The sequence below is a fragment of the Photorhabdus temperata genome, assembly GCF_025384845.1.
Taxonomy (GTDB): Bacteria; Pseudomonadota; Gammaproteobacteria; order Enterobacterales; family Enterobacteriaceae; genus Photorhabdus; species Photorhabdus temperata.
The window spans coordinates 21,071-47,144 of the sequence record NZ_JAJAFX010000007.1 but is presented as its reverse complement, the minus strand read 5'-3'; the positions used below and the strand labels follow the sequence as shown (position 1 = coordinate 47,144).

21 protein-coding genes and 2 pseudogenes are annotated in these 26,074 nt (G+C 43.0%); all 23 read right to left on the bottom strand.

Annotated elements, in window-relative coordinates; all coding sequences use genetic code 11:
- Positions 1–28: 28 nt before the first annotated feature.
- The 23 genes and pseudogenes from LGZ99_RS04085 to LGZ99_RS03975 all read right to left on the bottom strand — a co-directional run bounded on the left by LGZ99_RS04085 (position 29) and on the right by LGZ99_RS03975 (position 25,953).
- On the bottom strand, positions 29–478 hold the full coding sequence (locus LGZ99_RS04085; protein WP_023046318.1) for a phage tail protein: 450 nt from the start codon (positions 476–478) through the stop codon (positions 29–31).
- Positions 479–1,123: 645 nt separating this feature from the next.
- Positions 1,124–2,026: a hypothetical protein gene (locus LGZ99_RS04080; protein ID WP_036840746.1), complete on the bottom strand. Its 903-nt coding sequence runs from the start codon at positions 2,024–2,026 to the stop codon at positions 1,124–1,126.
- A gap of 275 nt (positions 2,027–2,301) precedes the next feature.
- A complete protein-coding gene (locus LGZ99_RS04075) occupies positions 2,302–2,655 on the bottom strand; it encodes a hypothetical protein (protein WP_036840743.1) in 354 nt (117 codons plus the stop codon).
- 215 nt (positions 2,656–2,870) lie between these two features.
- Positions 2,871–3,884, bottom strand: coding sequence for a cytotoxic necrotizing factor Rho-activating domain-containing protein (locus LGZ99_RS04070; protein ID WP_262978871.1), 1,014 nt, complete (start codon positions 3,882–3,884; stop codon positions 2,871–2,873).
- A gap of 41 nt (positions 3,885–3,925) precedes the next feature.
- Positions 3,926–4,873: a YwqJ-related putative deaminase gene (locus LGZ99_RS04065; protein WP_036840740.1), complete on the bottom strand. Its 948-nt coding sequence runs from the start codon at positions 4,871–4,873 to the stop codon at positions 3,926–3,928.
- Positions 4,872–5,489: pseudogene (locus LGZ99_RS04060) on the bottom strand (DUF4255 domain-containing protein); the annotation flags it as partial. The gene LGZ99_RS04065 and the pseudogene LGZ99_RS04060, both read right to left, overlap by 2 nt.
- A 24-nt stretch (positions 5,490–5,513) precedes the next feature.
- Entirely contained in the window at positions 5,514–7,598 is a 2,085-nt protein-coding gene (locus LGZ99_RS04055; protein ID WP_036840738.1) for an ATP-binding protein, read from the bottom strand.
- A 9-nt stretch (positions 7,599–7,607) separates the two neighbouring features.
- The gene (locus tag LGZ99_RS04050) at positions 7,608–9,266 is read right to left on the bottom strand and encodes a contractile injection system tape measure protein (protein ID WP_036840737.1); all 1,659 of its coding nucleotides are present in this window, start codon (positions 9,264–9,266) and stop codon (positions 7,608–7,610) included.
- A 57-nt stretch (positions 9,267–9,323) separates the two neighbouring features.
- Positions 9,324–10,547: a phage tail protein gene (locus LGZ99_RS04045; RefSeq protein ID WP_262978870.1), complete on the bottom strand. Its 1,224-nt coding sequence runs from the start codon at positions 10,545–10,547 to the stop codon at positions 9,324–9,326.
- Positions 10,548–10,648: 101 nt separating this feature from the next.
- The gene (locus LGZ99_RS04040; RefSeq protein ID WP_262978869.1) at positions 10,649–14,005 is read right to left on the bottom strand and encodes a baseplate wedge protein; all 3,357 of its coding nucleotides are present in this window, start codon (positions 14,003–14,005) and stop codon (positions 10,649–10,651) included.
- A complete protein-coding gene (locus LGZ99_RS04035; protein WP_262978868.1) occupies positions 13,998–15,854 on the bottom strand; it encodes a baseplate J/gp47 family protein in 1,857 nt (618 codons plus the stop codon). Before LGZ99_RS04035 ends, LGZ99_RS04040 begins: the two co-directional genes overlap by 8 nt.
- Before the next feature lie 85 nt (positions 15,855–15,939).
- Positions 15,940–16,353, bottom strand: coding sequence for a contractile injection system spike tip protein (locus LGZ99_RS04030; RefSeq protein WP_021326054.1), 414 nt, complete (start codon positions 16,351–16,353; stop codon positions 15,940–15,942).
- Complete coding sequence (locus tag LGZ99_RS04025; RefSeq protein WP_021326053.1) at positions 16,350–16,796, bottom strand: GPW/gp25 family protein; 447 nt, start codon at positions 16,794–16,796, stop codon at positions 16,350–16,352. The genes LGZ99_RS04030 and LGZ99_RS04025 overlap by 4 nt, the downstream gene beginning before the upstream one ends.
- A 12-nt stretch (positions 16,797–16,808) precedes the next feature.
- Positions 16,809–18,410, bottom strand: coding sequence for a phage baseplate assembly protein V (locus tag LGZ99_RS04020; RefSeq protein ID WP_262978867.1), 1,602 nt, complete (start codon positions 18,408–18,410; stop codon positions 16,809–16,811).
- On the bottom strand, positions 18,407–19,090 hold the full coding sequence (locus tag LGZ99_RS04015) for a CIS tube protein (RefSeq protein ID WP_021326051.1): 684 nt from the start codon (positions 19,088–19,090) through the stop codon (positions 18,407–18,409). Before LGZ99_RS04015 ends, LGZ99_RS04020 begins: the two co-directional genes overlap by 4 nt.
- Entirely contained in the window at positions 19,077–19,256 is a 180-nt protein-coding gene (locus LGZ99_RS04010) for a DUF5908 family protein (protein WP_021326050.1), read from the bottom strand. Before LGZ99_RS04010 ends, LGZ99_RS04015 begins: the two co-directional genes overlap by 14 nt.
- On the bottom strand, positions 19,253–19,711 hold the full coding sequence (locus LGZ99_RS04005) for a phage tail protein (RefSeq protein ID WP_021326049.1): 459 nt from the start codon (positions 19,709–19,711) through the stop codon (positions 19,253–19,255). The genes LGZ99_RS04010 and LGZ99_RS04005 overlap by 4 nt, the downstream gene beginning before the upstream one ends.
- Positions 19,712–19,729: 18 nt before the next feature.
- A complete protein-coding gene (locus LGZ99_RS04000; RefSeq protein ID WP_262978866.1) occupies positions 19,730–20,938 on the bottom strand; it encodes a phage tail sheath C-terminal domain-containing protein in 1,209 nt (402 codons plus the stop codon).
- A 54-nt stretch (positions 20,939–20,992) separates the two neighbouring features.
- Positions 20,993–22,405, bottom strand: a complete 1,413-nt coding sequence (locus LGZ99_RS03995) for a phage tail sheath family protein (protein WP_262978865.1) — start codon at positions 22,403–22,405, stop codon at positions 20,993–20,995.
- Positions 22,406–22,416: 11 nt separating this feature from the next.
- Positions 22,417–23,517 (bottom strand): phage tail sheath family protein, encoded by a 1,101-nt coding sequence (locus LGZ99_RS03990; protein ID WP_262978864.1) that lies wholly within the window; start codon positions 23,515–23,517, stop codon positions 22,417–22,419.
- Positions 23,518–23,579: 62 nt separating this feature from the next.
- Positions 23,580–24,029, bottom strand: a complete 450-nt coding sequence (locus tag LGZ99_RS03985) for a phage tail protein (RefSeq protein WP_021326045.1) — start codon at positions 24,027–24,029, stop codon at positions 23,580–23,582.
- 484 nt (positions 24,030–24,513) lie between these two features.
- A pseudogene (locus LGZ99_RS03980) lies at positions 24,514–24,846 on the bottom strand (ISNCY family transposase); the annotation flags it as partial.
- A 132-nt stretch (positions 24,847–24,978) separates the two neighbouring features.
- Complete coding sequence (locus LGZ99_RS03975; RefSeq protein ID WP_262978863.1) at positions 24,979–25,953, bottom strand: Rpn family recombination-promoting nuclease/putative transposase; 975 nt, start codon at positions 25,951–25,953, stop codon at positions 24,979–24,981.
- Positions 25,954–26,074 lie beyond the last annotated feature (121 nt).

The following is a 26,074-nucleotide window of genomic DNA, read 5'->3' as shown; positions in this document are numbered from 1 at the left end:
ACCGGGATGGCTTGTTATTGGGGATGTATTAAGCAGCCTGAATGGTGACGCGATCTGCGGTCAACGTGATTTCCTGAACGGCAATATCATTGCTGGTGGCATCAAAAGAGGGGGAGGTGAATGACGTTGGGAAGGCATTTGTCACATTCCAGGTCATTAGAATTTCGGTGCCGGCTTCGTTGGTCAGGCTAATTGCAATATCTTTCTTCTCAACCTGATTAAGTTGAATAGAGTTAATCCAGTCAAAAAGTTTAGTGTCGCCAGGGAATACCCCTTTACGCAGGGTAATATTGATCGATTGACGTTGGCCCGGCATTTTGTAGTAATTCCCGGTGCCATCTTTATATTCGATAACTTCATGAGAAATATCTAGCCCGGAAACGTTGTTAAAGGGGATTTGTTCGTCACCAACCGAGACAACAAACCGATAAGTAGGAATGGGATAGTCAACCGCGATTTGTTCTGGAGTTGTAGCCATGGTTTTTTCCTTTATTATTTACATTTGAAATAGAAGAAAAACGTCTATTATTTTTTTCCTAGTACTTGACTATTGGGTATAGCTACCGCAATAACCTGGTTTACATAGGTTATTGTTCGTGTTTAAAAAATTATTCAATGATTATTTAAATCACCTTTGATAAAACAAAATAATTATAGGGGATGAATTCTTATGAGGAATATCAATTAATAATAATGGTAATTGTTAATTAATATGGTAGGTGTTAATGATTTCATATGTCAACATTTCTCTATTGTTTCTATAAACAGGGTGATAAATTACATTTGTGATATTTAATTTTGAATAATATTGTATGTTTATGGAATGTTTTATTGTCATGGTGGAATGGTTTTGCTGATAAACTAATAATCAGGAAAAAATTAATCACTCTGATGATTATTAATGGAATAGGTTAAAATGCTTATTGGAGTACAAGGGAATGAGCTTTATTCTACTATTGAAGATGGGATGGCGCTAAGAAGAGGGTATTTCAGATGCTATGGTTTAATCCAGTGGATTGTTTGCAGTAGTTATGGATAGAGAAAATAAAAGAGAGTGCGCCACAGGTGGCGCAAAAAAAATATTATACGAAATACGCCATATAAAGACGGGTTAATCTCTTTTTTATTCCTTTGGACCAGGCATTTTATGCCAGGTGTTTGTGCCTTTCTTTTTATATGAAGTGATATAATTCAGGGGAATCGGGGTAATAAATGTCAGTTCTTCTGTACGCGCGGGCATCATTGCGACGAATTCTGATTGTTGAAGAGTCTGGTGGCTCATCAAAAATTCAGGATAATTAATTCCTCTTTTATCTTGCCTGATTTCCTGACCAATAGTTTCTCTACTCATCTCCTGCGGTCTTAGTCCAGGAATTTCCATCTTGTACAGGTAGGCAGCGTGTCCCCCATATCCACCACAATCTGTATTTATTCCTGTGGATACATAGTTCTGATTTGGACTCCTGACATGTCCTACCATATGCGCTGATGGTCCATCACTAATAAATGCATCCGTCAATGCATTCTTAATCTCGGTAATATGCTTTTTTGACCATGGATAAAATCCACCTGCGGCTACGATTTTTTCAGGATCCCGATTATCTCCTCTAAAAATAATGACATCTTTTTGATCTGTCAGTTCTAATTCATGTTTGCCAACGGATAAAGTTGAAGATGTTATGTCATTAAAACTTGATGTTAATAATGTCTCAGAATCTACAGTGGAAGACGTTGATCGATTAGCTGCTGATGTTGAACTTTCCGCAGTTGTAATAACTGGCAGTTTTTTTCCCTGTAATGATTTTGGCTTTGGTTTTGGTTCTGGTTTATTAGTATTTACAGAAGAGCTGCTTGATGAAGAGGGCATCGCAAATTGGGAAGTCGATTTTTTGGTGTCGGATAATCCTTGTTCATTCAATGCCTTTATACGTTCACTTATTGTCAATGTGCGGTTAGTCGGAGCCAAATTATCAATTTGTGATGAGCTTTGTTTTTGCTTCTCACCTTTGTTAGATTCGTTTTCCATATTATCACCTATTTGTTTTGCGTAAGAATGACATTTGTGAGCAAATAATTATATTAATAGCCTATATTTAATTCAATAGTCTTACCTTACAGCGCAATGCTGTATATTTTTATTTTTCTATTTAACTGTTTGTATTTAATGAGTGAATCACAAAATAGATATTTTAATTGAAATGTATTTTCAGACATGTCTTATTTTTTAATAAACATTTTGTCACAATAACAATCTGATTAATCAGAAAAACAATAAAATAGATGGATTTCAAAGATAAGTTATTATTGGGAGTGGGAAAATAGGGTTTGTAATGCAGTCGTCTCTATATTTTTAGCCATATTACTTCCGGCAGATTCAGGGGAGTCCATTGATTTTAAGGTCCAGTCTAATTTTTTTAAGTGACCTTTAACCACAACCATCCATTTGTAATATTCGGAAATATTCTCTTTCCAAAATGTATATTCATTAATTTGGTCTGAACTAACAGCACTATTTCCCCTCATGTGATTTAAATCCAACCCCATACCTAATGACGTGCTGCCTATATTACTCTCATCATGTGCAGTCTGTATTGAGGATCTTTTAACGCTATTCTCTGAATGTTTAGCCGTTTCACTGTGTTTTTTGTTTGGCATATTACCAGCTTTTTATTTATCCAGGATATACCCTTCATCTTTCAAGTTGCTGCTTTGTTGGCCGCGTTCACTTACCCCAGTCACATCGTTATCTATGCTCCTGGGGATGCGTTCACTTGCCGCCGCGCTGCAACTTGAAATCTATTGGGTATAAGTCCATAAATTAAGATATTATTGGCGGGTGAAATTTTCCCAGTACCATTATTTCAGGCAGATTATAACAACCGTTTTTTAAGTGAATTGATAACCTTAATGGTATTGCCTTTCTTGCCCGGCGAAACAATAGCATCCTCCGATAATACCTTGACGTTCACCTTGCCTTTATCATCCCTAGCCAGCAGCGCATAGCTGTAACCCGCTCTGATAGCCAGCTTTTCAGGTTTGATTTCGTCATAGTTAAAAACGCTGACATTTTCTGCTGTATTATCAATTACAACTCCCGGTTTTCCCATATAGGTAATGACACTTTGATCATACTTGGCGAAAATATTGACTAAATCATTATTATGTTCACCAACCGTAACCGGCTCGCTATCCGGTAAAAGGGCTTGATGGCTTTGGTTGGTTGTGACAACCCCCTGTCGTCCTGTTTTCCATTCATCATCACCCGGTTTTTGCCCCGTATGATAGGCAAAGAAATCGTTATCCTTTACCGCATACATCATGGTACAACCGCTCAACGCGCCGGACGTGATAATGACCGGACATTCAGGTTGTATATCCTCTAAAGCAATTTTTATCCCTACGGTTCCTGAGGCGCCATTAACCACATTTATACCGATGATATTGGGATCCAAGGTATTTTCTCCCCAATGCACGCCTATTGTTGCCGAACCTGATTCGGAAGAGGTGACCTGGTCGCCGCTAAATCCGGCAATAACGCCATGGAAAGGATTTTTATGATTGGCGTGGCTATCTTTCAGCGGCATCGGCTGTGCAAGCTGATGGTGACTGTCATAGCGATGAGCTATGGCCGGTAGGTTAATTGGCGCTTCCTCGCTGGCCACCAATAACCCCCTATTTTTTAGCGGGGAAATATGCCCTTTGTTAAGCTCTCTATCCGCGAGAAATTGTTTTAATCCTTTAGTGTGCTTGCTTTCATGGTCTTTCTTCACTGGCTGAAGGGTAAGCGGCTCATTTCCATCAGAAAAGTCTGATAATGGCGATATTTTGGCGGTATTTTTAGAACGTCGTCTGGATGTTGTTTGAGAATTAGCTCGTTTGAACATGAATAAGCCCTCTTAAGTTAATCATTTAATCACATACCGTTTTATATTGGCGATTCTTGTGATGTTTTATATCGAGATAATGCTAATGAGAAATTACTTCCTGAACTCGCTACTTTCCCTGTAATAACATTGACTGGTGATGACAATATTCCAGAACAATTATGACAAGCCGCAAAATCATCACCGGCTTGTTTTGTTGTCAGTCGCTGTGTAAAGATAGAGGATTCCAACATATCCCGAATGTATTCCCCTAGATTGCGGCTGCCAATAGATTTTCCCGCTCTCTTATCCCCGGAAATGAATAAGTTGTTAAGTGCTTGTACTTCTGCATGTAAGCCTGCAATACCCGCCATTGTCGGTAATACACCTTCATTATTAATAATATGCTCTCTAATCAAGGACTCAGTTATCGGATGTAAAGGTTTGTTTGCTTGGTTATACATCTCTTTTATCCCTGAAATAAAAGATTCAATGTCGGTGATTTGATAAGCTTCGGCTTCCTCTCTGAGTTGTGTTTCCGGTTTTTTTGTTTTTTCATTTTTTACTCTTAATAGCTTCGGATGTTTAATCAGGCTAATACCCGGAAAGAGTTTTCCGTCAGCTAAATTTTTATCATTATTCTTGAAATTGACAAATTCATCTTCATAGCGACCATTATGTTCATATCCTGCATGAGCCGCATAATTTTCCAAAGATTTTTTCCCATAAGCAAATCGTCCATCAGAAATACCATCGTCTTTTAGACCCGGTTTAGAATAATTGCGCTGCTTTGCCGGTTTTAATTGCCCAAATTCTTTTGAGGCGCTGAGGATTAATTGTGTTATTTTACTAAAGTCTTTCAATTCAGGGATCTGTTGTTGATAAGCCGTTGTTACCGCGTTGGTATCAGGAATTTCCAGATGTAATCTATCTAATAGAGTCGTATCTGAGTTTTTATTTTTGGAATGAGCTTTTTTAATTGTTTTTTTACGAATATCATTTTTGAACATTTATAAACCCTCCATCATGGTTGGATTTTTGATCCACAGACGCGGAGACTTCGCTGATGGGTATTACACGCTCTGCAATATTTTGCAGTTTCATTGGTACGGTAATGGAATACATTAAAGAGAGACGCGGGCGATTACCAAGAGCTTGCCAAAAATTACCCAGGCTGTTTAAGTTTTCCTGTTGTGGTATAACCCGGGTGTAGGCACCGGGAATGCCGGTTAATTGGCGATTATTGATTAATGCATTTAAAACCCGTGTCATCACTTGTGCGGCTTGATTATTGGGTTGACTATCCGGGCTGGAACTGTCGCTTGATGGTTTACTGGCATCCCAGTAAGTAATTAAATAGTGACAATTGATATTTACCCACCCCGGCAATAATGTGCTGGTCATCGGGTTATAACGTCTTGGTTCAGCAGAACGTAATTGCAGGTCTTCATTGATATCATAAAGAAATACACTTACTGTCGGTTCCGATTGAACGGAATTAATTTCAGGTAGATCAAAACGAATATCAATTTTATTCCCATTGGTATTTAAATATTGGGATAAAATATTATTTAATGCTGTATTAACCTCAACAATAGCATTGTCGGAAGCAATGATATTTGTCATATTGACTCCAATCTTATTAATTTATTAAAAAACCAGTCGGCCCGTTTTGTTTAATTCAAGTGTAACTGCACGATCTATATGTTTATTTTCGATCTGTTCACTGTGATCATGTTTCGCTAACATTGATGCTAATAAAGCAATATTTCTGATATTAGCGCCGGTCAAATCAGCCCGTTTAGCCAGATGTTCAAGATCAAGTTCATCGGATAGTTTAAGTTGTTCAGGCCAAATCACTTGCCACATTTTTTTACGTAACGCTTCATCAGGATAAGTGAAACGAGTAATAAAGGTGAAACGGCGGTTAAATGCACTGTCCAAATGACTGCGATTATTGGTAGCCAGAATGACTAACCCGGGATAATTTTCCAGCCGTTGTAACAAATAAGAAACTTCAATATTGGCGTGTCTGTCTTGGGCGTCTTTGGTTTCACTGCGTTTGCCAAATAAGGCGTCGGCTTCATCGAAAAACAGTACGCCGGAATCCGCTTCGGCCAGGTCGAAAATTCGGGAGATATTTTTTTCCGTTTCACCGATATATTTATTTACCACGGTAGAGAGATCCACTTTAATTAAATCAACCCCAAGATGCCCGGCAATCACTTCTGCGGCCATGGTTTTGCCGGTCCCGGATTCGCCGTAAAATAGCGCGCTAATGCCGGTGCCGTAGCCTATTTTTTCCCGAAATCCGGCGGACAGGATTTGATCACGGTAATGAATGGCCGCGATAATTTCTTGTAATTGTTGAGTTAATGCATCTGAAATGACTAAATCATTAAAGTTGCGTTTGGGGGTTATTCTCTGGGCTAATTTACCGAAATTCTGTTGGGCGCGAAAACTTAATGCCTTATGCAGATCGGTTTCTGCTAATTGGCCTTCTGGTTTTCGCAGTATTTGATATTGGTATGCCTCTTCAATAATCAGTGGTAATGTTTCCGGTGTAAATGAAAAACGCTGACACAATTGAATGACGCTCATTTCCTCGATTATATTATCCGGCAAGTTTGCTTCCAGCATCGATTTTTTATCCGCCAGCGTGAGGGCGGGCATATCAATTTGCACCATTGGCAGATGTTTAATCCAGACTAATGCCTCTCCCGGTTCTACCAGACAAATTATTTTTAATTTTGGTTGATTCAGTAAAGTGGATAATTCGCTATGCAATATTTTCTTTTCATCTGTGAGTAAAGAAAAGTTACGGATTAATAAGCAGGCATCGTGTAGCCGGGCTTCCCGTACTACATCTGTCAGTAAATTAGATATTGTGGTTTGGCTCTCGTCATCAGGCAGGAGAGCTAAATCGAGAGTTAAGGTATTTATATTATGGGACGCCATAATATGACTGACCGCTATTTCTCTGGCGCTGTCCTGTTTTCCTCTGAGTATCACCAGTGGGTGAGTATCGTCTGTTTTATTCAGTAATACTTTTTCAAGTGAATGATAAAGGGCTTGTGGATACCAACTCTCTGAGTCTGGAGTACACCAATAAACACAGGTTGTCAGAGGCGGTAAAATAACCTGTTGTCCTGATAGAAAATGCCAGACAGCGCTGTGAGTTAAAAATTGCGTCTGTAGCCAGATAGGTTCTTCGTGGTGATTGATTCGTAATAGTTGGTTACTGATTAACGGTGTTTGCGGTAAAAAGCTGTTTTGCAGTAATTGCCGATCACTTTGGCGTTGGCTGAATAGTTCAATCGCTAAAGCAAAACTCGGCCACTGTTTTTTACTGTTACCATTGAGAGCAGCAAATAGTGCATGATAACGGCTGTCGAAATGGGGTAATAAACCCAATAGCAAGGCATCCCGTTCAAATTCAGTCAGTTCAAAACGCTCAATTAATAGTGACAATGGATCAAGGGCAGGGTTTTGCGCTGTTTCTGGGTCGCTAATAATATCTTCCGTTTTAGTTAGCCAATGGGGAATGCCCTGTGGTTTTGTCAGACGTTGTTCTAATTCATCTTCGGCGAGTAAAAAACTTTCCGGTAAGGAATCGTATTTATCACACTTTTGGTAATAATAATGCTGTAACCGTAGATCGATACGTTCCAAATGGGGATAAATCCAGTGTGATTTTGCCGTTATATCGTGGTTAATTGTCAGTGAGTAATCCATATAAACCTTCTAAATATTTTGCCAGTCGATGCGTAAAGGGCGATCCAACCAGGGAAGTTTGGCGATATTTAATGGCCACGGCCAATCAGCCAACAGCGCATCAAATGGTTGATGCTGGATGGTGATTTTGATTGCTTGCTCGTCTGCCAGTAATTCCCCCGGTCGTTGTAAAAACAGTTGGCGGACATCATTACGGCTTAATTTTTTCCAGCCGGGAAGTTGGTGGATAACGGCATCCAGCCATTGATCTATTATCAATTGTTTTTCCGGCTCGATAGGGATTGATTGAATATCTTTATCGGCCATTAACCCACACAGAACGTAATTCAGTGCTTTTCTTTCTGCTGGTCTCTCTTCGGTGCCCCAAATCAGGTAGTCAAGTAAATCAACAGCATTGAACTGAGCCTGATGATGGATAAACTTCTGTGCTTCAAGCAGGCCAAGTTGATTAAACAGCGTGGGTAGCATCGGCCACAGAATTAATATCCCGGCATTATTTACTGGGCGTGGAAGAGGGTGTTCAGGTAATAAAGTCTGCTCAGGGTGTAGTTTGTTGATGGTTTGAAATTGGTTGCGGTTATTTCCTCTGATAACCGATGGGTTATCTGATATTGATAATGCTTGCGGATCTTCGTCAGTTACTTTTCGATTTGTCGGATGTTGATATTTCTGAGCGTTTGAAGAGTTAGCGCCACTGATGAAGGGTTTTATCTCAGATCTATTTTTATCCGTGTGATTTGGTATAAAGCATTCCAATAGATATTGGTGTTCTTCAACCGACAGATGCTGTTGGCAAAGCTGTGAAATAACAGCTGTTTGCCAGAGTTGTTTTAGCCAATTATTTAATGGGATATTGTCGGTCATAGCCTGGCGAAATAAGGTAATGACAGACGCGGCATTAAGTGTACCGTTATTGAGCTCAGTTGTAATACGCGAGATGATTTTTGCATCGGGTTTAACTATTTCCTGTGCATTATGCCGCTGTATATATTCCAGTGCATTGAGTATCAGTTGCCCAGAGGAGGCAAACGCCTCCTGATATTGTGGTTTGTTTACTCTTTCGGATAATAATTTTCGGTTGATGGCGCTCAATAAAGAGGGTTGTTTGATAGCTAAAAGCCGTTGCAGACTATATTCAGATAAACAGCTTTTTGCTAATAATAATGCTGATTTGTTTTCTATCCGTGTTAATTGATTTATTAATTGCTTAATCTTGATATCACTGTTTTTATTGCTCGCTATTGCCTCCACTAGATTTAATTGGGGATCTTTCTGATATAAGAAGTTAATGAAATTCTCTGCATCAATGAAATTATTATCGTCAGATAAAGAAGAATTATGGGGGATTTTATTTGGCATTGGTGCATTCAGGCGAATTTCTTCCTTATTATTTATCTGATATTGGTTTAATGCTTTAATCAACGCAACCTTGAAGCGGGCGGGAAATAATGCATTAAAGTCGTGAAAATTTATTTCGCCAAGATCCAAGGTTAATGTTTCTAAATAGATATCCTGATTAATAGGATGTTGAGTAAAGAATGTATTAAATAAGTTATTTATATTGGCTTTATTAAGCAGGGAGCCATGCAATACTTTTTTAGCTACCTGTTGATTATTAGCTTCAATAGTAATGGTAATCCGATTTAACAGATTTGGCTCCGAAGTCATATTAATATCCTCTTTATGATTAATGGATGATTTAAATTTTCAATTGTTTAATAAATATTAGGTTTTCATGATGAAAGCAAGAATGTAATAAGGGGGGGTAATATTAGCATTCGCATCAACCGCATGGGTGTGTTCCCCCCCATTCCCAGTACTAGATGTGTAAAGGTAATGAGGGCCAACATCATTTCCTGAAAAAAGGTTTCTTTTTCCACCTAATGTAGCGCTCATAAAGTCAAGTTTACCGGGGTTATTATCAATTTGTTTGCTTTCTTTTGTTTCTCTAATATCGCCATATCTTGAGCCTGTAGCATCATAGTAAGCCATTCCCCCGATATGTTTGTGTTCTGGTATTTGGCTTAAGGAAAGTTCTGTACCTTTTATTGTGATTGTGAGTTTTTTATTCGTTGTACTTATTCTGAATTCTTTAGCATTGATACTACCTGAAGCTTTGTCATTACTCTTTCCATTAATATCGGAGAGTTTGCCTCCTAAAATAAATCGATCGATTAAATTTGGTGTACCATTATTACCATCGCACAGCGCCCATCCTACAGGAATACTACTACCGGAAAACATCATAATCATTCCTCTGGGGAGTACTTTGTTGGGATCAATACTGACGCCACTTGAATTGACTGTGATACCGTTACCTGCTTTGACTGAAACACCATTGCTATCAACGTTAATACCATTACTGGCCTTAACATCTAACCCATCACCTATTTTTATCCCCCAACCAAGCCTGACAGATATCCCTGTGGACTCGACATTGAGCGTTTTATCTTTAACCTTTACAGAGACTCCATTAGTATCAACATTGATGCCATTGTTGGGTTTGACTGAAACACCGTTGCTATCAACGGTAATACCGTTAGCCGGTTTAACCGCTACATTATCGTTATTTACAACAATTCCATTACCCGTGCCAACGCATATTCCATTGGTTTTATTAACCAGTCCACTACCAAGGTCTACAGATAAAATATCTTTTTCTAGTATTAATGGAGAAAAGTCTTGGCTGGAAATCTCCCCCATTTTTAAATTGAGCGTACCATCATCACCCAGTTTCAATCCTTTTCCTGGGCCATTTTGTTGTGGTGCCTGGCCACAGGCTCTGCGGCCCATATCAGCAATATTAATCAAGTCGGCATAATCGGTTTGTAATGGAATACTGCCCTCTTTAAAACGCTTTTTTAAATCATCTGCTGATGGGAGATTTGATTTAAGGTTAATATTTTCCAGATTGAGTTCTGCACTGTACAGATTATATTTTTTTACCATTTTTATCACCTTATATTATATGTGCTATTACACTAAGATATATTTAAATAATAGGGGGATTCTTAAAGCATTATGATATGGGAATAAATGAGTAACCTATTTTATCTTTTATTTCCATCATAAGTAAAATGAAAGCCAAATTTTGTCCGTGTTTCTCCTTTAAGGTCATTAGAAGCAGATAGGTAATTCAGTGATAAAATAAGAGGTTTTTCGGTATAGAATAATGCGCCAGAAAGGTCCTGATTATCACCTAATACAAATCCATAATAGAATGACCAGCTATTTCCTGCCGGGAGATCATATAAATTCATTGCTTTCCATGATAAGTTAACGCCTACTTTTTTTCTTCCTTTAATATGCAATATCTCATCGGTAATAATACCATTTTTGTTTTTCTTAACTTTGATATAGTAATCTGTCCATTCATTAGCTGATTCCAGTACCGCATATTCAGGCCCTATTTCTTTATCATCGGTTAAGAAAACCAATTTTCCTTTATTATCTACAGGTTGATACAAAAATTCGGAGACAACAGTAGCTTTATCATTCTCTTTATTAAGGTCAATATCTACCCATACTACTCTTTTAGTATAAGGCACATACAGGAGCTGATTGGATTTTATGACGTCTTCGTTCCATTTATCCTCAGATTCACCAACCACCTCAATACGCTGCTGTTCGGTGGCGATTCGCATACTGCCAATACCTGTTGCGGCAGAAGGCAGACGTCCTAGGGTTAAGGTTTCTAATATATGGTATGCCTCATCCCCTAAAGGCGCGTCGTTGTTTTGCCAGCGTTTATAGGTGCTGGCAAAATCTTCAAAATGCTCCTCTGAAAGCCAGTGAATAATCATCGAAATATGAGCGGGGAATTCAGCCAAAATCTCAGTTTTCACCCAAGATTCCAGTTTGTAAGGATCAACATGCTCATTCTCAATGAGTTGGCGGTTAATTACGACACTCACTACAAATGAAAAGCGATCAGCCGCAGCATATTCTTCGCTGGAGAAATACCAGCGATAACGCCAGGCTTCTGCTTCTAATGGAAAGTTATTCTGTGAGTCTTTGTTGCGTTTAATTAATATTTTACCCTTAATGCGATCAAATTTAATGACGCGCGCCTTGAGTTCATATTCGGATCGAGGTTCAGTACGAACTGCACGAGCTGATATTTTTTGGGATGGCCCAGCGGGTGTAATGACATATTTCAGCGTGATTTCGTCATCTACTTTGATCATTGCAGGGAAGGGGCTTTGGGTGCTGGAGGTAATCCAACGTTCATCTTCGGTAACATTTTTATACGTCTCATCAGCATAAACCAGTTGATAATCCATATCTTCCAGCCACACCGGGCTATTTTGCCAACGCAACTTACCATCATCAAATGCCTGTTGCACCCGGTGCAGATTGTGCTCCAGATCCGTGCTGTTACGAATTCCAAGAGAGAATGTATCTCCTGTCACTTCGGTGATCATTTGGCCCCGTAACGTAAATTCTCTGTCATCTTCAATGATAATCAGATTAATCACCTGACCTTGTAATAACCGGTCCGCTGAATTTTTCTGTGTGATCTTTAATTGGTCATCTTCAATTTCCAGAGAATCAGGTTCTTTCTCAATATCGAATGTTGTGTCGGGTTTTATCGGCAATAACTGGCGGTGTTCAATCAAATAGAAAGGCAGTTCAGCCAGATCGGGCGTGTCACTGAAACATTCCCCACCTAAACCCAACCGGGCCGCAATCCGTTTTTGCAGTGCCGATACTTTATCAATACGAATATTATTACGTTGATAGGTCAGTTCCGGCTGTTGAGCCAGATAGCCGCGTTGGGTGTTCAGAAAATCTAGTGTGTTTAGTGTCAATGGCCTGGCTGCGCGATGAGTACCAAAATAACCTAATAGGTAATCCAAAATTGTCAGCTCTTTGGCATAGTTTTTATCTTTATTATTTCCCTTATCATAATGGATTTGAGAATCATTATTGAGCTTTGCTATTAAATCAGCTTCTATGCTTTGATGGGCTTGTTGGCTGACAGTATCGGCCTTAAAAGGCCATTGTACACCATATACTGTCTCTCCCCGTTGTTTAAAGGCTAATAGTTTTGGTAAAAGGGCGAGTTCGGCACAGCCGTTAGCCAGCATTTGTTCAAAAGGGAGCATAAATTGGTGTAATTGCACTTGCTGCGGCGTAGGTTTGCTGGTCTGCAATCCATAGCAAGCCGGTAATTTATTGCTTACCGGATAGTAATCCAGAACTTTACGATATTTACCCCAATGCAGTAATTCAGGTTGGGTATTAATCAGTGGTTCTGTAATAAGCTGTTTCTCTATATCTTGTTTGGAAACGCCAATTTTAACGCCCCCTTTGGCAATAATGGTAAGTGGGCTGTTTGCTGAGGTAATTAATGCCAGTGGATCGTTACCCCATAATCTGGGGTAATATCCTTGAGCGATTTTCCAAGACCAATTATCATCCGGCAATGGAGTAATGGTTTTGTCGTGATTAGCTAATGCCAGCCGGGTGACACTCTGAATACCTTTAATAGCCAGTAGCCGATTAACCAGGTGGCTTAGATTTAATATCGTCGAGTCGGTGTAATCTTTGGCTTGAGGTAATGCCGGTATCCAGCCGTGATGTAAATAAGGGCCGGAAAATATCTCTTCATTACTGTAACCCTGCACTTTCATGACTTGGGTGGTATAGCGTAATGGTTTTGCCAGTACCATCTGTTCCGCTGTCATATAGACTTTGGCGAAGATATCGGCAATATCTTTAACATCATCGTCCAGCTCAATATCAAGCTGTAATAAGAAATCCGTTGGTTTTAGCCAGATAATATTACTGACGGATTCCCCCAGATTTCGATTATCTTTTAGGAAAGCTTTCAGCCGCTCTTGAGCCAGGGTTTTATTATCTTCCGTTTCCCGGCTGGGGAGTAAATAAAGCCAGTAGTTTCCTCTGAGTGCTAATTGGCTATCTGATCCGGAATTTTTAAAGCTGTACTCACGTTTCTCTTTGTTGTACCAATATTCATAGCGTTGATTGTCTGGTTCACGAATTAGCTGTACATCGTTAAAGAAAAAATAACCTTCACTTATTTCATTGGCGGTGTCGCTGCTATGTAAATCCAGTAAAGCCCGGCGATAATCTTCCGTAGTGATCGGGCCACACGTCAGTATTTGTTGCGGACCGAACTCTTTAGGGAAAATACCGTCGTCGGATGTCTGCTCTTCTTTTTTCGGCGTAAGCAGATCTTTGAGCGGTAATGAGTGACGGTAAGCCAGATCGGAGGCGCCATAACAACACGTTTCTAATAAGGTGATGCCGGGATCATTTTCACTGGTATTGCTCCAGCATTGGCCGGATTGCTGTTCAATAACCGTTTTGGCCTGAGTGAGTAAGGCATCAAAGGTAATATCGTCTTTGACGATGGGAAACAGGGCGTCCTGATTATTCATTGTTAACTCCTTGGCTTGAGTCTGACCAGACTAAAATCAGCACTTCATCATCGGCGGCCCCGATACTGTTACCTACGGCAGGGGTGGATGGGGCATCTTTAGTTGCGTTGATCTTGCTCACCGGCGGGATAACTTTTTCCAAAGTTAAATCCGTGACCCGTTCAACCAGAGGGGATTGTTGGATGGTGGCTAATAACTGGTAATAATCAATGTGGTTACCGGTCGTCACGCCGATAGCGCTATTTTCTCCCCACGGCATATATTTTCGGCTGAGTTCCTGCTGTAGCTGATGATGACCATAGGCGGGGTTAATACCTGAAATAAATGCCACTTGGTAATTGACATTGACGTTAATGTATTTTGGGTTATTGATCTTAATCGTTGTCCAGGGGCTGCTTAATTGGCTTACCCACTCGATCATCTCTGTCAGCCGGGCTGGGTTCAACTCTGGACGCAGTGCATCATCGTTATCTTTGTAGCGGCTGTCGGGGATCACAATCAGTTGTTGTTCTTTCGGCGCCGGGATTTTAGTTAACTCACTGGCAGAAGGGTATTTGACATCAAATAGGCTGACAAACTGCTCTTTCAATAAGGTGACAATGTTTCCCCAGCTCAACACCCGGTTACGGTGAGATAACCGGGCCGGGATCCGCGTCAGGAAGGTTTGCGCTGTTTCTTTTGGGTGACCATCCCAAGATAGCCAGGGTTGCGTCACACCACTGATGGCGACGGATGCGTTGACCGGCTGTTTAATGCTTTCTGCGGCTAATCCGTTGATAAAGTGATCCTGCTCAATGGTTTCTACGTTGATTAACCTGGCGGTGGTGGCGTTATACAGGATGCCTTTAATTCGTGGATAATCCTGGGTTTCAACCTTATTGGTTATCTCGGCTTTCAGCCAGTACTGTCCCGTTGGCATCAAGGCTGCCTGATTTGACGCATCCAGCGGCAATAGTGTGCGCCAGATCCCCCGGTCAAACAGGTTACGGGTTTGGTCGTGGATCAGTTGATTGATTGGCTGCCAGATATTTTTCTGATTTAGATAAGACCAGGATAAATTAAGTTCTTTAACGCCTTCTGACTGCCAGAATAAAGATAAAGTTTGTCCCGGTAATACATTGGTAAAGCCTAAGTAGAATGTGTCATGGGTTAATGACGATATATTTGCTTCGCCCCAATTCAGGTGGTCAGGTTGAACCTCAAGATCATTGGCTGTTTCGCTAAAAAGTTGAATACCGTTTTTGGGGAATTCAATGTTGTCTGAGTCACTGAATAGTATTGCTGATTTCCAGCTATTGCCAACTTTCCGATACCAACGCAGATCGGTTAACTTTCCCTGATTCGCCAGTAAATCCGTATCAGAGGCATATTGTAACGGATTACCGGTATTGTCTTGCCCGGCATCAAATAGCGTTCCCCGGGCTACCAGAAATTCTGGGTTGTCGGTATTCAGAGTCATACCGATAGCAACTTTATCCGCTTGGGCTCTTTTAGGTTTCAGCCCCAATAATTCCCGGTAATAAAGATCACGATGTCGTGCCGGGAATGTATTTAATAATCGGTTGGTTGTTTCTAGTAGCTTTAAAAAAGCCAATACAAAAGCTTGATGTGCCGGTAAAGATCCATCCGCTTGATTAATGTTTTGGTAAATATCCGCTAATTGCTGCGGATGATTTTCCTGAATAAAATAGAAACTGTCCCAGAACTGATTTTTGGCTTGATCGAAAGGGATGTTTTTAGCGTAGGCTTTAAGCCAGTTTAAAATATCCAGCGTACTTCTTTCATCAAGTTTAAATACAGTATCCGGCACAATAGCAGAGAGTTTATTATCTAACTCGGCCTGTCCCATATTTATACCACCTGTTATTCGAATATATTCCTGATAGATTTTCAGGAGCGCGTTGTTATTTAAAAATAAGATTGAAGGGGATTATTTACCCGGCACTGACAATATATTGACTGGCAATAAAACGGCCTTTGCCCATACTGGGCGTTGTGACATCCGCGCCTGACGGATTAGTCGCCGGTTGTGACGGGGTAAAACGGGCGATAAATTGCTGGCCGACAACAATAACCGTGACAGGGCTGCGGCAAAAGTTCGCCTGCTGGCTGGCATCCAACTGAGCAATGGTGACCATTCCCATGCCGGGTACCGGGTGGCTGGGGGTAATATATTGCGCCTGGAGTTGGACCTTTTTTTCATCGCCGACAATCGCGATCTTTTTGCCCTGAATTTGGGCGTGCCCGCTGCCCCGAATGGTTGCCGGTCCCAGAATAGTGACCTGCCGGTTGCCGAATAACGGTTCGAACAGCAAATTGTCGCCATCAACGACCAGTTGTTTGCTCATAGGTTCACCCGTAACTGGCCCTCGCTAACTTCAAGCACACCTTCAAGTTGCTGGCTGATTTCGCTGCCTCTCAGGGCGTAAGTGACCTGAATATGCAAGGTATTAGGTAAGTCTATTCTCTGGTTCACTTGAATCTCGGTAATATTTGCGCGCGGTTCATAGCGCAGTACCCGCTCTTCAATCCGGGTTTGAATCTCTGCCATCAATTCGTCACTGATATTGGCAAACAGATAATCATTCAGGCCACAGCCGTAATTTTCACGCATAATCCGTTCGCCGGGTTCGGTGAGAAAAAGGATTTTCATATTCTGGCGAACATTCTCTGCGCCTTCCGCGATGGTAATGCCGGTGGGTATTTCAGGATGAGAATCATCTTTTATCGAAAACTGTGGCGGAAATGCCCAGCCCCGGCCATAAATATCGGCTAATATTTTGTCTGTCATCGTACAGCCTTATTATTGTGTTAAGTTAATTTTCGCCCCTTTAATATCGACCCCGGATTTTCCCGTGGCTGACAGGGATTTTTCGGCCTGTAGGTTAATTTCCTGGGCATTAATCATGAGATTCTGAGTGGAATTAAGCGTGATATCTTTATCTTGTTGCAGCGACAACGTGTTTTTTCCGCTATTGAGTGTGAGCGTTTTATCTTTATGGTCGAAGATTAATTCCTGTTGGTTATCTCCTTGTTTGATGACCAAGGTTTTCGTTTGATTTTTTTCACTGGGTTCTATCGGTGCTTTATTTTTCGGGTTGTGCATGGAGCCTAATATCACCGGGAAACGGGGATCGCATTCAAAGAAACCGATAATGACCTCATCCCCCGGTTCAGGGTAGAAGCAGAATCCGCTTTCGTGGCTGGCATAAGGTTTACCTAAGCGGGCAAAAAGTACACCGTTGGTTAAGCTTAAGGCGGGGATCCTGACCGAAATACGCCCCAGCGACTGGTTATCTTTTTGGTATTTTTCCACGATACCGACATGCAGCTCTTTAACCGGCGGTACAACCTGCTCGGTTTCCGGCAACAGGCCCAGGGTTAACCGGGTGCGCCAGCCTTGCCGCTGATTAATTGTCTGATCCACGCCGGTGATAATTCCCTGACCATCCATCCCTTGACCAAAGCCGCTTAATGCCAGGATATGGCCCGGTTGATAACGATCATGGCCTTCGACTTCAAAACTGCCGGAGACATTATGATTTCGCCGGTTATTCAGGATGCCCTGAGCAAGATGTTTGGCCTGTCCGTTATCCAGCGGATAGCTGAAAACCCATTGCCACTCCTGACCGGTCAGTGGTTGCAGATTATCTGCGGCGAGTTGACTGCGGCCAAGGCCACTGCTTTTTGCCTGATTTGCCTGCGATAATTTTTGCTGGGCGATATCCCAGGATTGCACACTCACTGTTTTCGGGCTGCGTTGGTTATCCCATTGCAGATTAGCCTCAAATAGCACCACATCCTGAGCGTTGGCTCGCGGGTGGATCGTATGCACAGTTGACTGATTCAACGATTCAGGGGTGACCAGCGTCACGGTGTCATTGCCGGGCAGCAGCCAGGTATTGGTGGCGGCCAGTCGGCTTTTTAGGAAGGTCCAGTCATGACAGCGGAACTGCACCATTTGTTCATGCACCGTTTTGAGCTGAGGCGCTTGTTTTATCGTTACCGGTACGCCTGTTTGGCTGAATAACTTTCTGATAATTGTTTCATCACTCTGTTTGCTGAAAAGTTGGGAGTGAAAATTGTGGGTTAATTTTTGCAACGGATGTTTGGCTGTCAGGGTGATGATGCTGTCCTGACCTTTAAGCCCAAGCGCTTGCCGAACGATGATCCCCTTAAACAACACGGTTTTTTGCATCTGCACGATAAGTTCATGATTTGGGCGGCAACTTGCCAGTTCAGCCTGAGCTTTAGCGTCAAAAATATGGCTGGCATCACCGGCGATCCCCAGAGTGATGTTAATCGCGGGAATACCATTGATATGATGGTTTACTGTCAGGCTGATAACCGTAAGTTGATTGAGTGCTTTGCCGCCTATCTTGATGGTTATCGCAGGTATTTTCATACATCCCCCTTGGCTTGCAGCGTTTGTCCGGGGGTGAAATCGTCAAGATTATCCAGTCCGTTTTGCCAGGCCAGAGAGAGATAATCAATGCCGCCTGCCAGAGAAGCGCCGGCACCTAAGGCGATCAACGGTAGGGAGAGCATATCGGTTACGCTGACCGCGGTGACCGGCGGCGATTTTAATTGCTGCTCGGTGGCCTGAATAACAAAGCTTTCGTCCGCCACCAGAGATAACGTGGCGCTGGCCCGCAGTGGGGTGGCGTCCCGGTCAAACAGGGTGTAATCAATGCTGAGGCCACTGGCCCGGCCAGCAAAATAGCCTTTGTTTTCCCAGCGCATTTTGCCCCATTTGATTTTCAGAAAGTGGGGCGCTTTGGTGCTGGCATCCACCGCACACAGGGCTTTCAACGTCGCCAGCTGTTTTTCTACCGGCGTGTTGTTGCCGGGCATCGTGGCATCAAACAGCAGGATTAACGACAGACCTGCGGGTTGGGATAACACATAACGGCTGCTCTGGCTGGCGCTGTTAACGCTTTCATCTTGGTGATAACGGGTTTGATAATCGAGCTGGATGCCATCGGGGTTGTACATCGCCTGTAAACTGCCCACAGCGGTTTTTCCTTCCCGGTCTTTGAAAGCGGTGAGGGTGAGTTTGGACAGATTACGTTCAATTAAACTCATAATGGCCTCCTGTTTCACGCAGTGCGTCCAGGACTTCCCGTTTCACCCTCTCAATCAGGCGGGCGTTATCCAACGTTTCCTGAGCTAATGTCCGTGGAGAGACCGAGTTATTCGTTGCATCGGTGACTTTGGCCTGAATAATCAGTTCCTTAATTTCGACAGTCATACTTTCACTCCTAACCAGCGCATATCCTGATAACGTAATTCCAGGGAGTTCACCAAAACGCTGTTGCTATTGGCATCAAAGTCGCCGGTGGACCAGCGAACCGGCAGGGCGTTACTTAACGTCCAGCTTGCCACGGGGATTGAATTTTCATTCAGCAGCATAATGACGACATCGGCATAAACCGCTTTTTCACCGCGCAGGACGCGATCAAACACCAAAGTGAGTGGCGTCACTGTCATCACACCGCGCTCCAGCACCAGACTGCCGTGCTGGATCTTCTCAGCCAGCCAGGTATTTCTGGCGTTTTCCCCGCCCTGGCTGTGTTGGCTGGTTTGCAGTTCACGGCTGAGGCCTGATATCCGTTGAAAGGCAATGTCGAGCGGACTGGGGATATTATTAAAAAGAAAACTGGCGATAAAACGGTGTGACACCGACGGGGTGTATAAATTGTTCATATTTTGCCCCTGCTTGATTTAACGGGTGATTCCGGAACGGGTATCAAATGTCAGGCTTAACTCGATAAATTCCGCTGGAATTAACACTGATAGTCTGATTTTCATGATCATTTTCCCGGCTCGCAGATCGGCTTCGCTCATTGATTCATCGAGGCCCAGTAATATTTCAAATGCTTGATCTTCCTGGGTGCCTCGCAGTCCACCTTTTAACCATAACTGACGCAGCCAGTTATAAGCCTGACCTTTAAACTTCATCCAGGTGATGGCGTTATTGGGTTCAAAAACAAAAGCGCGGCCCAGTTGGGTCATATGGGCTTCGATATAGGAAACCAGACGGCGGGTCTGAATATAGCGCCAGGGAGAACCGGGGGTGTTGTCCAAGGTGCGGCATCCCCAGATTTTAATCCCTTTGCCGGGGAAGCTGCGAACCAGATTCAACGAAGTGCCATTGGGATTAAAGAGGCCATCGGCTTCAATATAAGCGCGTATCGGGCTGATCACTTTGGCTAACGCGACATTAGCGGGTGCATTCCAGACGGCCATTTGGTTATCGTTACGCTGGATGACGGCAGCAACCGCCGCGGTAGGTGAAAGCACGACAGTATTTTGCGCGTTATCCTGATAGGCGCTGTTTAGCCGGGGCCAGTATACGGCGCCCCATTGTCGATCACTTGAAGAAAACTGCGCTAAACATTTCCCGGCCAATCCAGGATTATCCGGGGCATCCAGCAATCCCATCATGCCGCGCCGGCTCTTGCAAAGATCGAGTACTGATTGCCAGGACTCCAGCCAGAATTGAATTTTGTCGTGTTGAACGATGTCTGAATCGGGATCATCCATCTGATTAAGGTAGACAAGATCAGGGACGACAATCAGCGTGATTGCACTCTCTGCGGTAATCGCTTGTTTAACCCAATCCTGCTGTAATGTGGTGGTCAACGATTGAAAATCGTTTAGTGGTTTATCCGTTCCCAGTGGCAATACATAGGCTTGCTGACCACCATTTTCAAAGAAGTGACGCACTGAATAGTACATCAATCCTGATCCCTCAAATGACAAGGTAAAATCGGCCAGACTGGTGAGCTTGACGGCGGTTTTGTCGCTGACACGGCTATTTTTGGCCGGTTGGGGATAACCAATAAAAACCGGTACACCGATAAATGCATTATCCTGTTTCTGGGATATCAGGCTCTCCGTTATTGTGACGCCAGGCTGTTTTATATCCATTATCGTCTCCTCAACGACTGAATAGACGCGGCATTCAACCGCGTCTCAGCACGGTTACTGTGCTACATTTTGTGAAAACTGAAGGATAATAAATTCCGCCGGACGTACCGCCGCCATCCCCACTTTGACAATCATTTTCCCTTGTTTAATGTCAGTATCGGACATGGTGATACCCTGACCAATCTGAACAAAATAGGCTTCCTGCGGGTTATTACCGGCCAGCGCGCCTTGTTGCCAGAGTTGATGGAGATAGTTGTCAATGGCTGACCGAACGCGTTCCCAAGTCGGTTGGCTATTGGGTTCAAAGACAGCAAATCGCATTGCCTGCTTGATATCCCGTTCTGCGCTATTAAATAAACGCCGAACTGGAATGTAGCGCCAGTTGTCATCATCTTGCAGGGTACGTGTACCCCAGACGACAAAACCTTTGTTGGTGAAATAGCGGATAGCATTGATACCTTTTTGGTTCATGGTACCTTGCTCATCTTCAGTGAGCCGTTCGGCCACATCACTAATGCCGCTGAGAACAACATTCGCCGGCGCTTTCCAGACGCCACGGCTGGCATCAGTGGCGCAATACACGCCCGCCATGACTGCGCTGGCAGGAATAATGTTGCTTATGTTCTGTATTGCATCAACAGCCTGTTGATAGACACCCGGATTCTTCTCTTTGAGTTGCGCCAGATTTTTAACTTCGCTTGATGCCGCATCCTCGTAACCTGAAACTGCGATCAAACTATTTTCTGCTTGAATAAGTTGTGAGACTTTAACTGCTGGATAATAAGCTGCGGTTTGTGATGGTTCGCTAACATTGAGCGCGGTTGCTTTATCCTGATTGTCAGCGATAAGAAAATATCCGGCCTTGAGTAAAGGGGTCAGGTTGCCATATATCGTATTCTGATAAGAAGGATCCTGTTCAGGGCAGACGATTAAGGTAATTTCTAAAGCCTGCTCAATTAACTCAGGGATTAATGCCAAAGTGTTGCTATCGCTGGTATCAGAAATTGGCAGGATATAACAAGGGCCGCCGCCATTTTGGAAATAAAGTTTTAAAGCATCACTGCTTGTGGTGTAAGTACCGACAATGACCTCGTAGGTATAACCGGGTTCTTTATCTTCCGCATGGGGAGCGGCTTTTACCGCGGCAACAACTTCTGTTTCTGTACCTGTATCGCTTTTGGCTCCTTGATTGTCTTCGACTGAGACATCGCCGTCGACGGTTTCAGGTTTTTTAGGAGGAGTCGGTTTAGTTGATGTGATGGCGATTGACGTAACACAACCCACATTAAACAGATGAGTAAAATCCAGCCAGCTACTAACGCGAGTCACTTGTGGGGTGGGGCTGGTTTTTTTGGGTGAAAAACGGCCAATAAAAACGGGGATAGCTGTGTTTCCATGACTGACAGAAAGCGCCAGTGATGCATCTTCTTCAATATAGACGCCAGGATAAGTTGGTGTTGTTGGCATATTGCCTCCCATTATTGAGCGATATTCTGAGTGAACTGCAAGATAATAAACTCGGCTGGGCGAACAGCGGCCAGACCCACTTTGACGATCATTTTGCCCTGCTTGATATCATCATCGGTCATGGTGACGCCTTTACCGATTTGAACAAAATAAGCTTGCTCGGCTTTATTGCCCATCAAACCGCCTTGCTGCCAGAGGCCATAGAGATAGTTATCGATAGCCCGTTGCACGGCTTTCCAGGTGGGTTGGCTGTTGGGCTCAAAGATCGCGAAGTTCATGGCGTTTTTAATATCCCGCTCTGCGCTGTTAAACAGACGGCGAACCGGGATATAACGCCAGTTATCTGTGTCCTCAAGGGTTCTGGCTCCCCAGACCAGCGTGCCGCTTTTAGGAAAGGTACGGATCATATTCAGCGCCTTACCCTGGTTATATTGTGCTTGCAGGTCATCGGTTACCGGGTATTTAGGTTGCAATCCTCCTTGAATCGCCACATTAGCCGGTGCTTGCCAGACACCCCGGCTGTTATCGACACTGGCATAAATACCGGCCATCACTGCGCTGGGTGGAATATCAACCGGGGCTTTCTTCGCTCCCCATTCAGCGGTCAGGTAAGGGTAATAAACTGCGCCATAAGGCGTCGGGGAATAAGACTCGAGGCGTTTTTCTGGTTTTTGCTCCGAAGTGATTTGATCTTTTGGACCATCAAAAATAGCGAATAATCCTTTGCCTGGTTTACACAGTTTTCCCGTCACCTCATTGATATTTTCTCCGGCGGCAACCAGCAATGTGACATCGTCGAGTTTTGGAACTTGTTTTTCTAAATCTGTGGTTTTGACCAGATAGCAATATCCACCGCCGTTAATAAAATAAGCGCGCAGTGAGATATCAAGCGTATTATCAGGATCAAATTGCCCATCTTTTAGAGTCAGATATTCAAGCCAGCTATTAATTCGGGTAGAAGCATCATTTGGTATAAATGAATTTTTATCTTTATCGACGTCGGCGGCAACGGCAACAGCAAAAACAGGCACGGCTGTCGCACCGGAGCGGACAGAGAGTGACGGTGAAGCATCTTCTTCAATATAGACGCTGGGATATGAATATGTTGGCATGTCGCCTCCAATTATTGTGCAATATTTTGAGTAAACAGCTTTATAAAGTGAGCCTTAAAGACTTAAGAGGCTTGAATAGTTACTCGATCGGCTGTCAGGCTAATTTCCTGAACGGCAACTTCATTGCTGGTGGCATCAAAAGCAGGAGAGGTTAAAGAGGTTGGGAACGCATTTGCCACGTTCCAGGTCATTAAAATTTCAGTACCGGCTTCGTTAGTCAGGCTGATTGAAATATCTTTTTTCTCAACCTGATTAAGCTGGATGGAATTAAGCCAGTCGAACAGTTTCGTATCACCGGAGAAGACACCTTTACGCAGCGTAATATTGATCGCCTGACGTTGGCCCGGCATCTTATAGTAATTACCGGTGCCGTCCTTATATTCGATGACATCATAATTAATATCGAGCCCTGAAACGCTGTTAAAAGGGATTTTTTCATCACCGATTGAGACAACAAACCGGTAAACAGGGATCGGATAGTCAACAGCGATTTGTTCTGGAGTTGTAGCCATAATTTTTTCCTTGATTAGTTATTTACGTTTAAAAGATAAACAGAGCGCTATCGCCTTGTTTTTGCTGGCATTGAGCTATGGGTATAGCTACCGCAGCAACCTTACTTATGGAGGTTATTATTCATATTGAAAATTTTTCCTAAATGATTATTTAGGTCATCATTAATAAAACGATATGATTATAATCAATGAATCTTTAAGGGGAATATTAATTATTAATGGGTGATAATTATTAATTGGTATGGCAGGGTTATCCATTTTAGGTATTAACGCAGTTTTATTTGGTTTTAGGGATAGGAAAATTATGAATGGATAATTATTTTCTATTTTATCAATCAATTGATGATAAAAAAATCGATAGGTAAGTATGATTATACAAATTCGCGTTCCCCATGCTCTTAAGGTGTCATTTTGCTCCCTATAAATAAGAACAAAAATGCCGATTTTGAATATCGGCATTTTACTGTATAAAGAGAAGATTAATTTAATGCTTTAACGCTTCAATTTTATCCCGGCTCAGCCCGGTACTGGTAACAATAATGTCCAAACTCACGCCATGCCGTAATAAGGCCCGAGCCGTTTCCACTTTACCTTTCTCTCGGCCTAGTTCAATACCTCGCTCAAGCCCTTTTTGTTCAAGCTGTTCTGCAATAGTCATCAACATCGTTTCATGCTCCGGAGATTGTTCAATCAGTTGATGGACAAATTGGGAGAGATCCAGCGTATGTCCATTCAGTAAAATATAGCGTAACACCACATTGCGCTGCTCGGCTGTATTATACCCTGCATTCAAAAGTTCCACCAATTGGGGGATCCATTAGAGTTATCTATGCTCCCGGGGATTCGCGCTCTTGCCGCTGCGGTGCACCTTGAAATCCATAGGGTATAAATAAGAACAAAAATGCCGATTTTGAATATCGGCATTTTACTGTATAAAGAGAAGATTAATCTAATGCTTTAACGCTTCAATTTTATCCCGGCTCAGCCCGGTACTGGTAACAATAATGTCCAGACTCACGCCATGCCGTAATAAGGCCCGAGCCGTTTCCACTTTACCTTTCTCTCGGCCTAGTTCAATACCTTTCTCTCGGCCTAGTTCAATACCTTCCTCTCGGCCTTGCTCAATACCTTTCTCTCGGCCTAGTTCAATACCTCGCTCAAGCCCTTTTTGTTCAAGCTGTTCTGCAATAGTCATCAACATCGTTTCATGCTCCGGAGATTGTTCAATCAGTTGATGGACAAATTGGGAGAGATCCAGCGTATGCCCATTCAGTAAAATATAGCGTAACACCACATTGCGCTGCTCGGTTGTATTATACCCTGCATTCAGGAGTTCCACCAATTGGGGGACCCATTCCAGCATATCCCGGCAGCGGATGTGTTTTTGCACCAGCTCCATCAGGGCAACCCCTTTATGCGTCAGGATCTCTTCATCGCTGAGCATACTGACGTCCACCAACGGAAACGCCTGGCGGTATAAGCGGGCAGCCTGTTCTGGGAGCGTAAAACAATCCAGCCACTGGTTTGAGTAAGGATACGGCCGAATCTCGCCATGATAAAACAGCAGCGGCGCCACCAAAGGGAGTTCGGTATGGCCTTTTTTCAGGTGGGCCGCCATGGCTGACATGGCATAATACATCAGCCGCCAGGCCATCAACGGGTCAGGGGTGGACTGATGTTCAATCAGACAATAGATATAGCCTTGTCCTCGGGCCGTTTCAACCGAGTAAAGCACATCACTGTGCAACTGACGTAAATGCCGGTCCACAAAACTGCCGGGCTCCAGTTTCAATGTGGCTAAATCACACAACAACTGGATCTCTTCGGGCAGATAAAGGGATAGAAACTCCCTGGCCGTTTCGGGCTGCGTTAAAAAATGCTTGAATAACGCGTCATGGTGAGGCCGTTTTTCTTTCTTTGCCACAATCTGTTTCTCTGTCTTATCAGGGAGTCATTACTACTCATTGTCTATCCCCGTCATCCATAGGGTATAAATAAGAACAAAAATGCCGATTTTGAATATCGGCATTTTGCTGTAAAAGAGA

Excerpts from the sequence above, each read along its gene's own strand:
- LGZ99_RS04030 (WP_021326054.1), bottom strand. The coding sequence starts at position 16,353 with ATGAGCAAACAACTGGTCGTTGATGGCGACAATTTGCTGTTCGAACCG.
- LGZ99_RS03990 (WP_262978864.1), bottom strand. The coding sequence starts at position 23,517 with ATGCCAACATATTCATATCCCAGCGTCTATATTGAAGAAGATGCTTCA.
- LGZ99_RS04015 (WP_021326051.1), bottom strand. The coding sequence starts at position 19,090 with ATGAGTTTAATTGAACGTAATCTGTCCAAACTCACCCTCACCGCTTTC.
- LGZ99_RS04075 (WP_036840743.1), bottom strand. The coding sequence starts at position 2,655 with ATGCCAAACAAAAAACACAGTGAAACGGCTAAACATTCAGAGAATAGC.
- LGZ99_RS03995 (WP_262978865.1), bottom strand. The coding sequence starts at position 22,405 with ATGCCAACAACACCAACTTATCCTGGCGTCTATATTGAAGAAGATGCA.
- LGZ99_RS04010 (WP_021326050.1), bottom strand. The coding sequence starts at position 19,256 with ATGACTGTCGAAATTAAGGAACTGATTATTCAGGCCAAAGTCACCGAT.
- LGZ99_RS04000 (WP_262978866.1), bottom strand. The coding sequence starts at position 20,938 with ATGGATATAAAACAGCCTGGCGTCACAATAACGGAGAGCCTGATATCC.
- LGZ99_RS04055 (WP_036840738.1), bottom strand. The coding sequence starts at position 7,598 with ATGGATTACTCACTGACAATTAACCACGATATAACGGCAAAATCACAC.
- LGZ99_RS04070 (WP_262978871.1), bottom strand. The coding sequence starts at position 3,884 with ATGTTCAAACGAGCTAATTCTCAAACAACATCCAGACGACGTTCTAAA.
- LGZ99_RS04035 (WP_262978868.1), bottom strand. The coding sequence starts at position 15,854 with ATGGGACAGGCCGAGTTAGATAATAAACTCTCTGCTATTGTGCCGGAT.
- LGZ99_RS04085 (WP_023046318.1), bottom strand. The coding sequence starts at position 478 with ATGGCTACAACTCCAGAACAAATCGCGGTTGACTATCCCATTCCTACT.
- LGZ99_RS04040 (WP_262978869.1), bottom strand. The coding sequence starts at position 14,005 with ATGAATAATCAGGACGCCCTGTTTCCCATCGTCAAAGACGATATTACC.
- LGZ99_RS04045 (WP_262978870.1), bottom strand. The coding sequence starts at position 10,547 with ATGGTAAAAAAATATAATCTGTACAGTGCAGAACTCAATCTGGAAAAT.
- LGZ99_RS04020 (WP_262978867.1), bottom strand. The coding sequence starts at position 18,410 with ATGAAAATACCTGCGATAACCATCAAGATAGGCGGCAAAGCACTCAAT.
- LGZ99_RS03985 (WP_021326045.1), bottom strand. The coding sequence starts at position 24,029 with ATGGCTACAACTCCAGAACAAATCGCTGTTGACTATCCGATCCCTGTT.
- LGZ99_RS04065 (WP_036840740.1), bottom strand. The coding sequence starts at position 4,873 with ATGTTCAAAAATGATATTCGTAAAAAAACAATTAAAAAAGCTCATTCC.
- LGZ99_RS04025 (WP_021326053.1), bottom strand. The coding sequence starts at position 16,796 with ATGACAGACAAAATATTAGCCGATATTTATGGCCGGGGCTGGGCATTT.
- LGZ99_RS04050 (WP_036840737.1), bottom strand. The coding sequence starts at position 9,266 with ATGACTTCGGAGCCAAATCTGTTAAATCGGATTACCATTACTATTGAA.
- LGZ99_RS04005 (WP_021326049.1), bottom strand. The coding sequence starts at position 19,711 with ATGAACAATTTATACACCCCGTCGGTGTCACACCGTTTTATCGCCAGT.
- LGZ99_RS04080 (WP_036840746.1), bottom strand. The coding sequence starts at position 2,026 with ATGGAAAACGAATCTAACAAAGGTGAGAAGCAAAAACAAAGCTCATCA.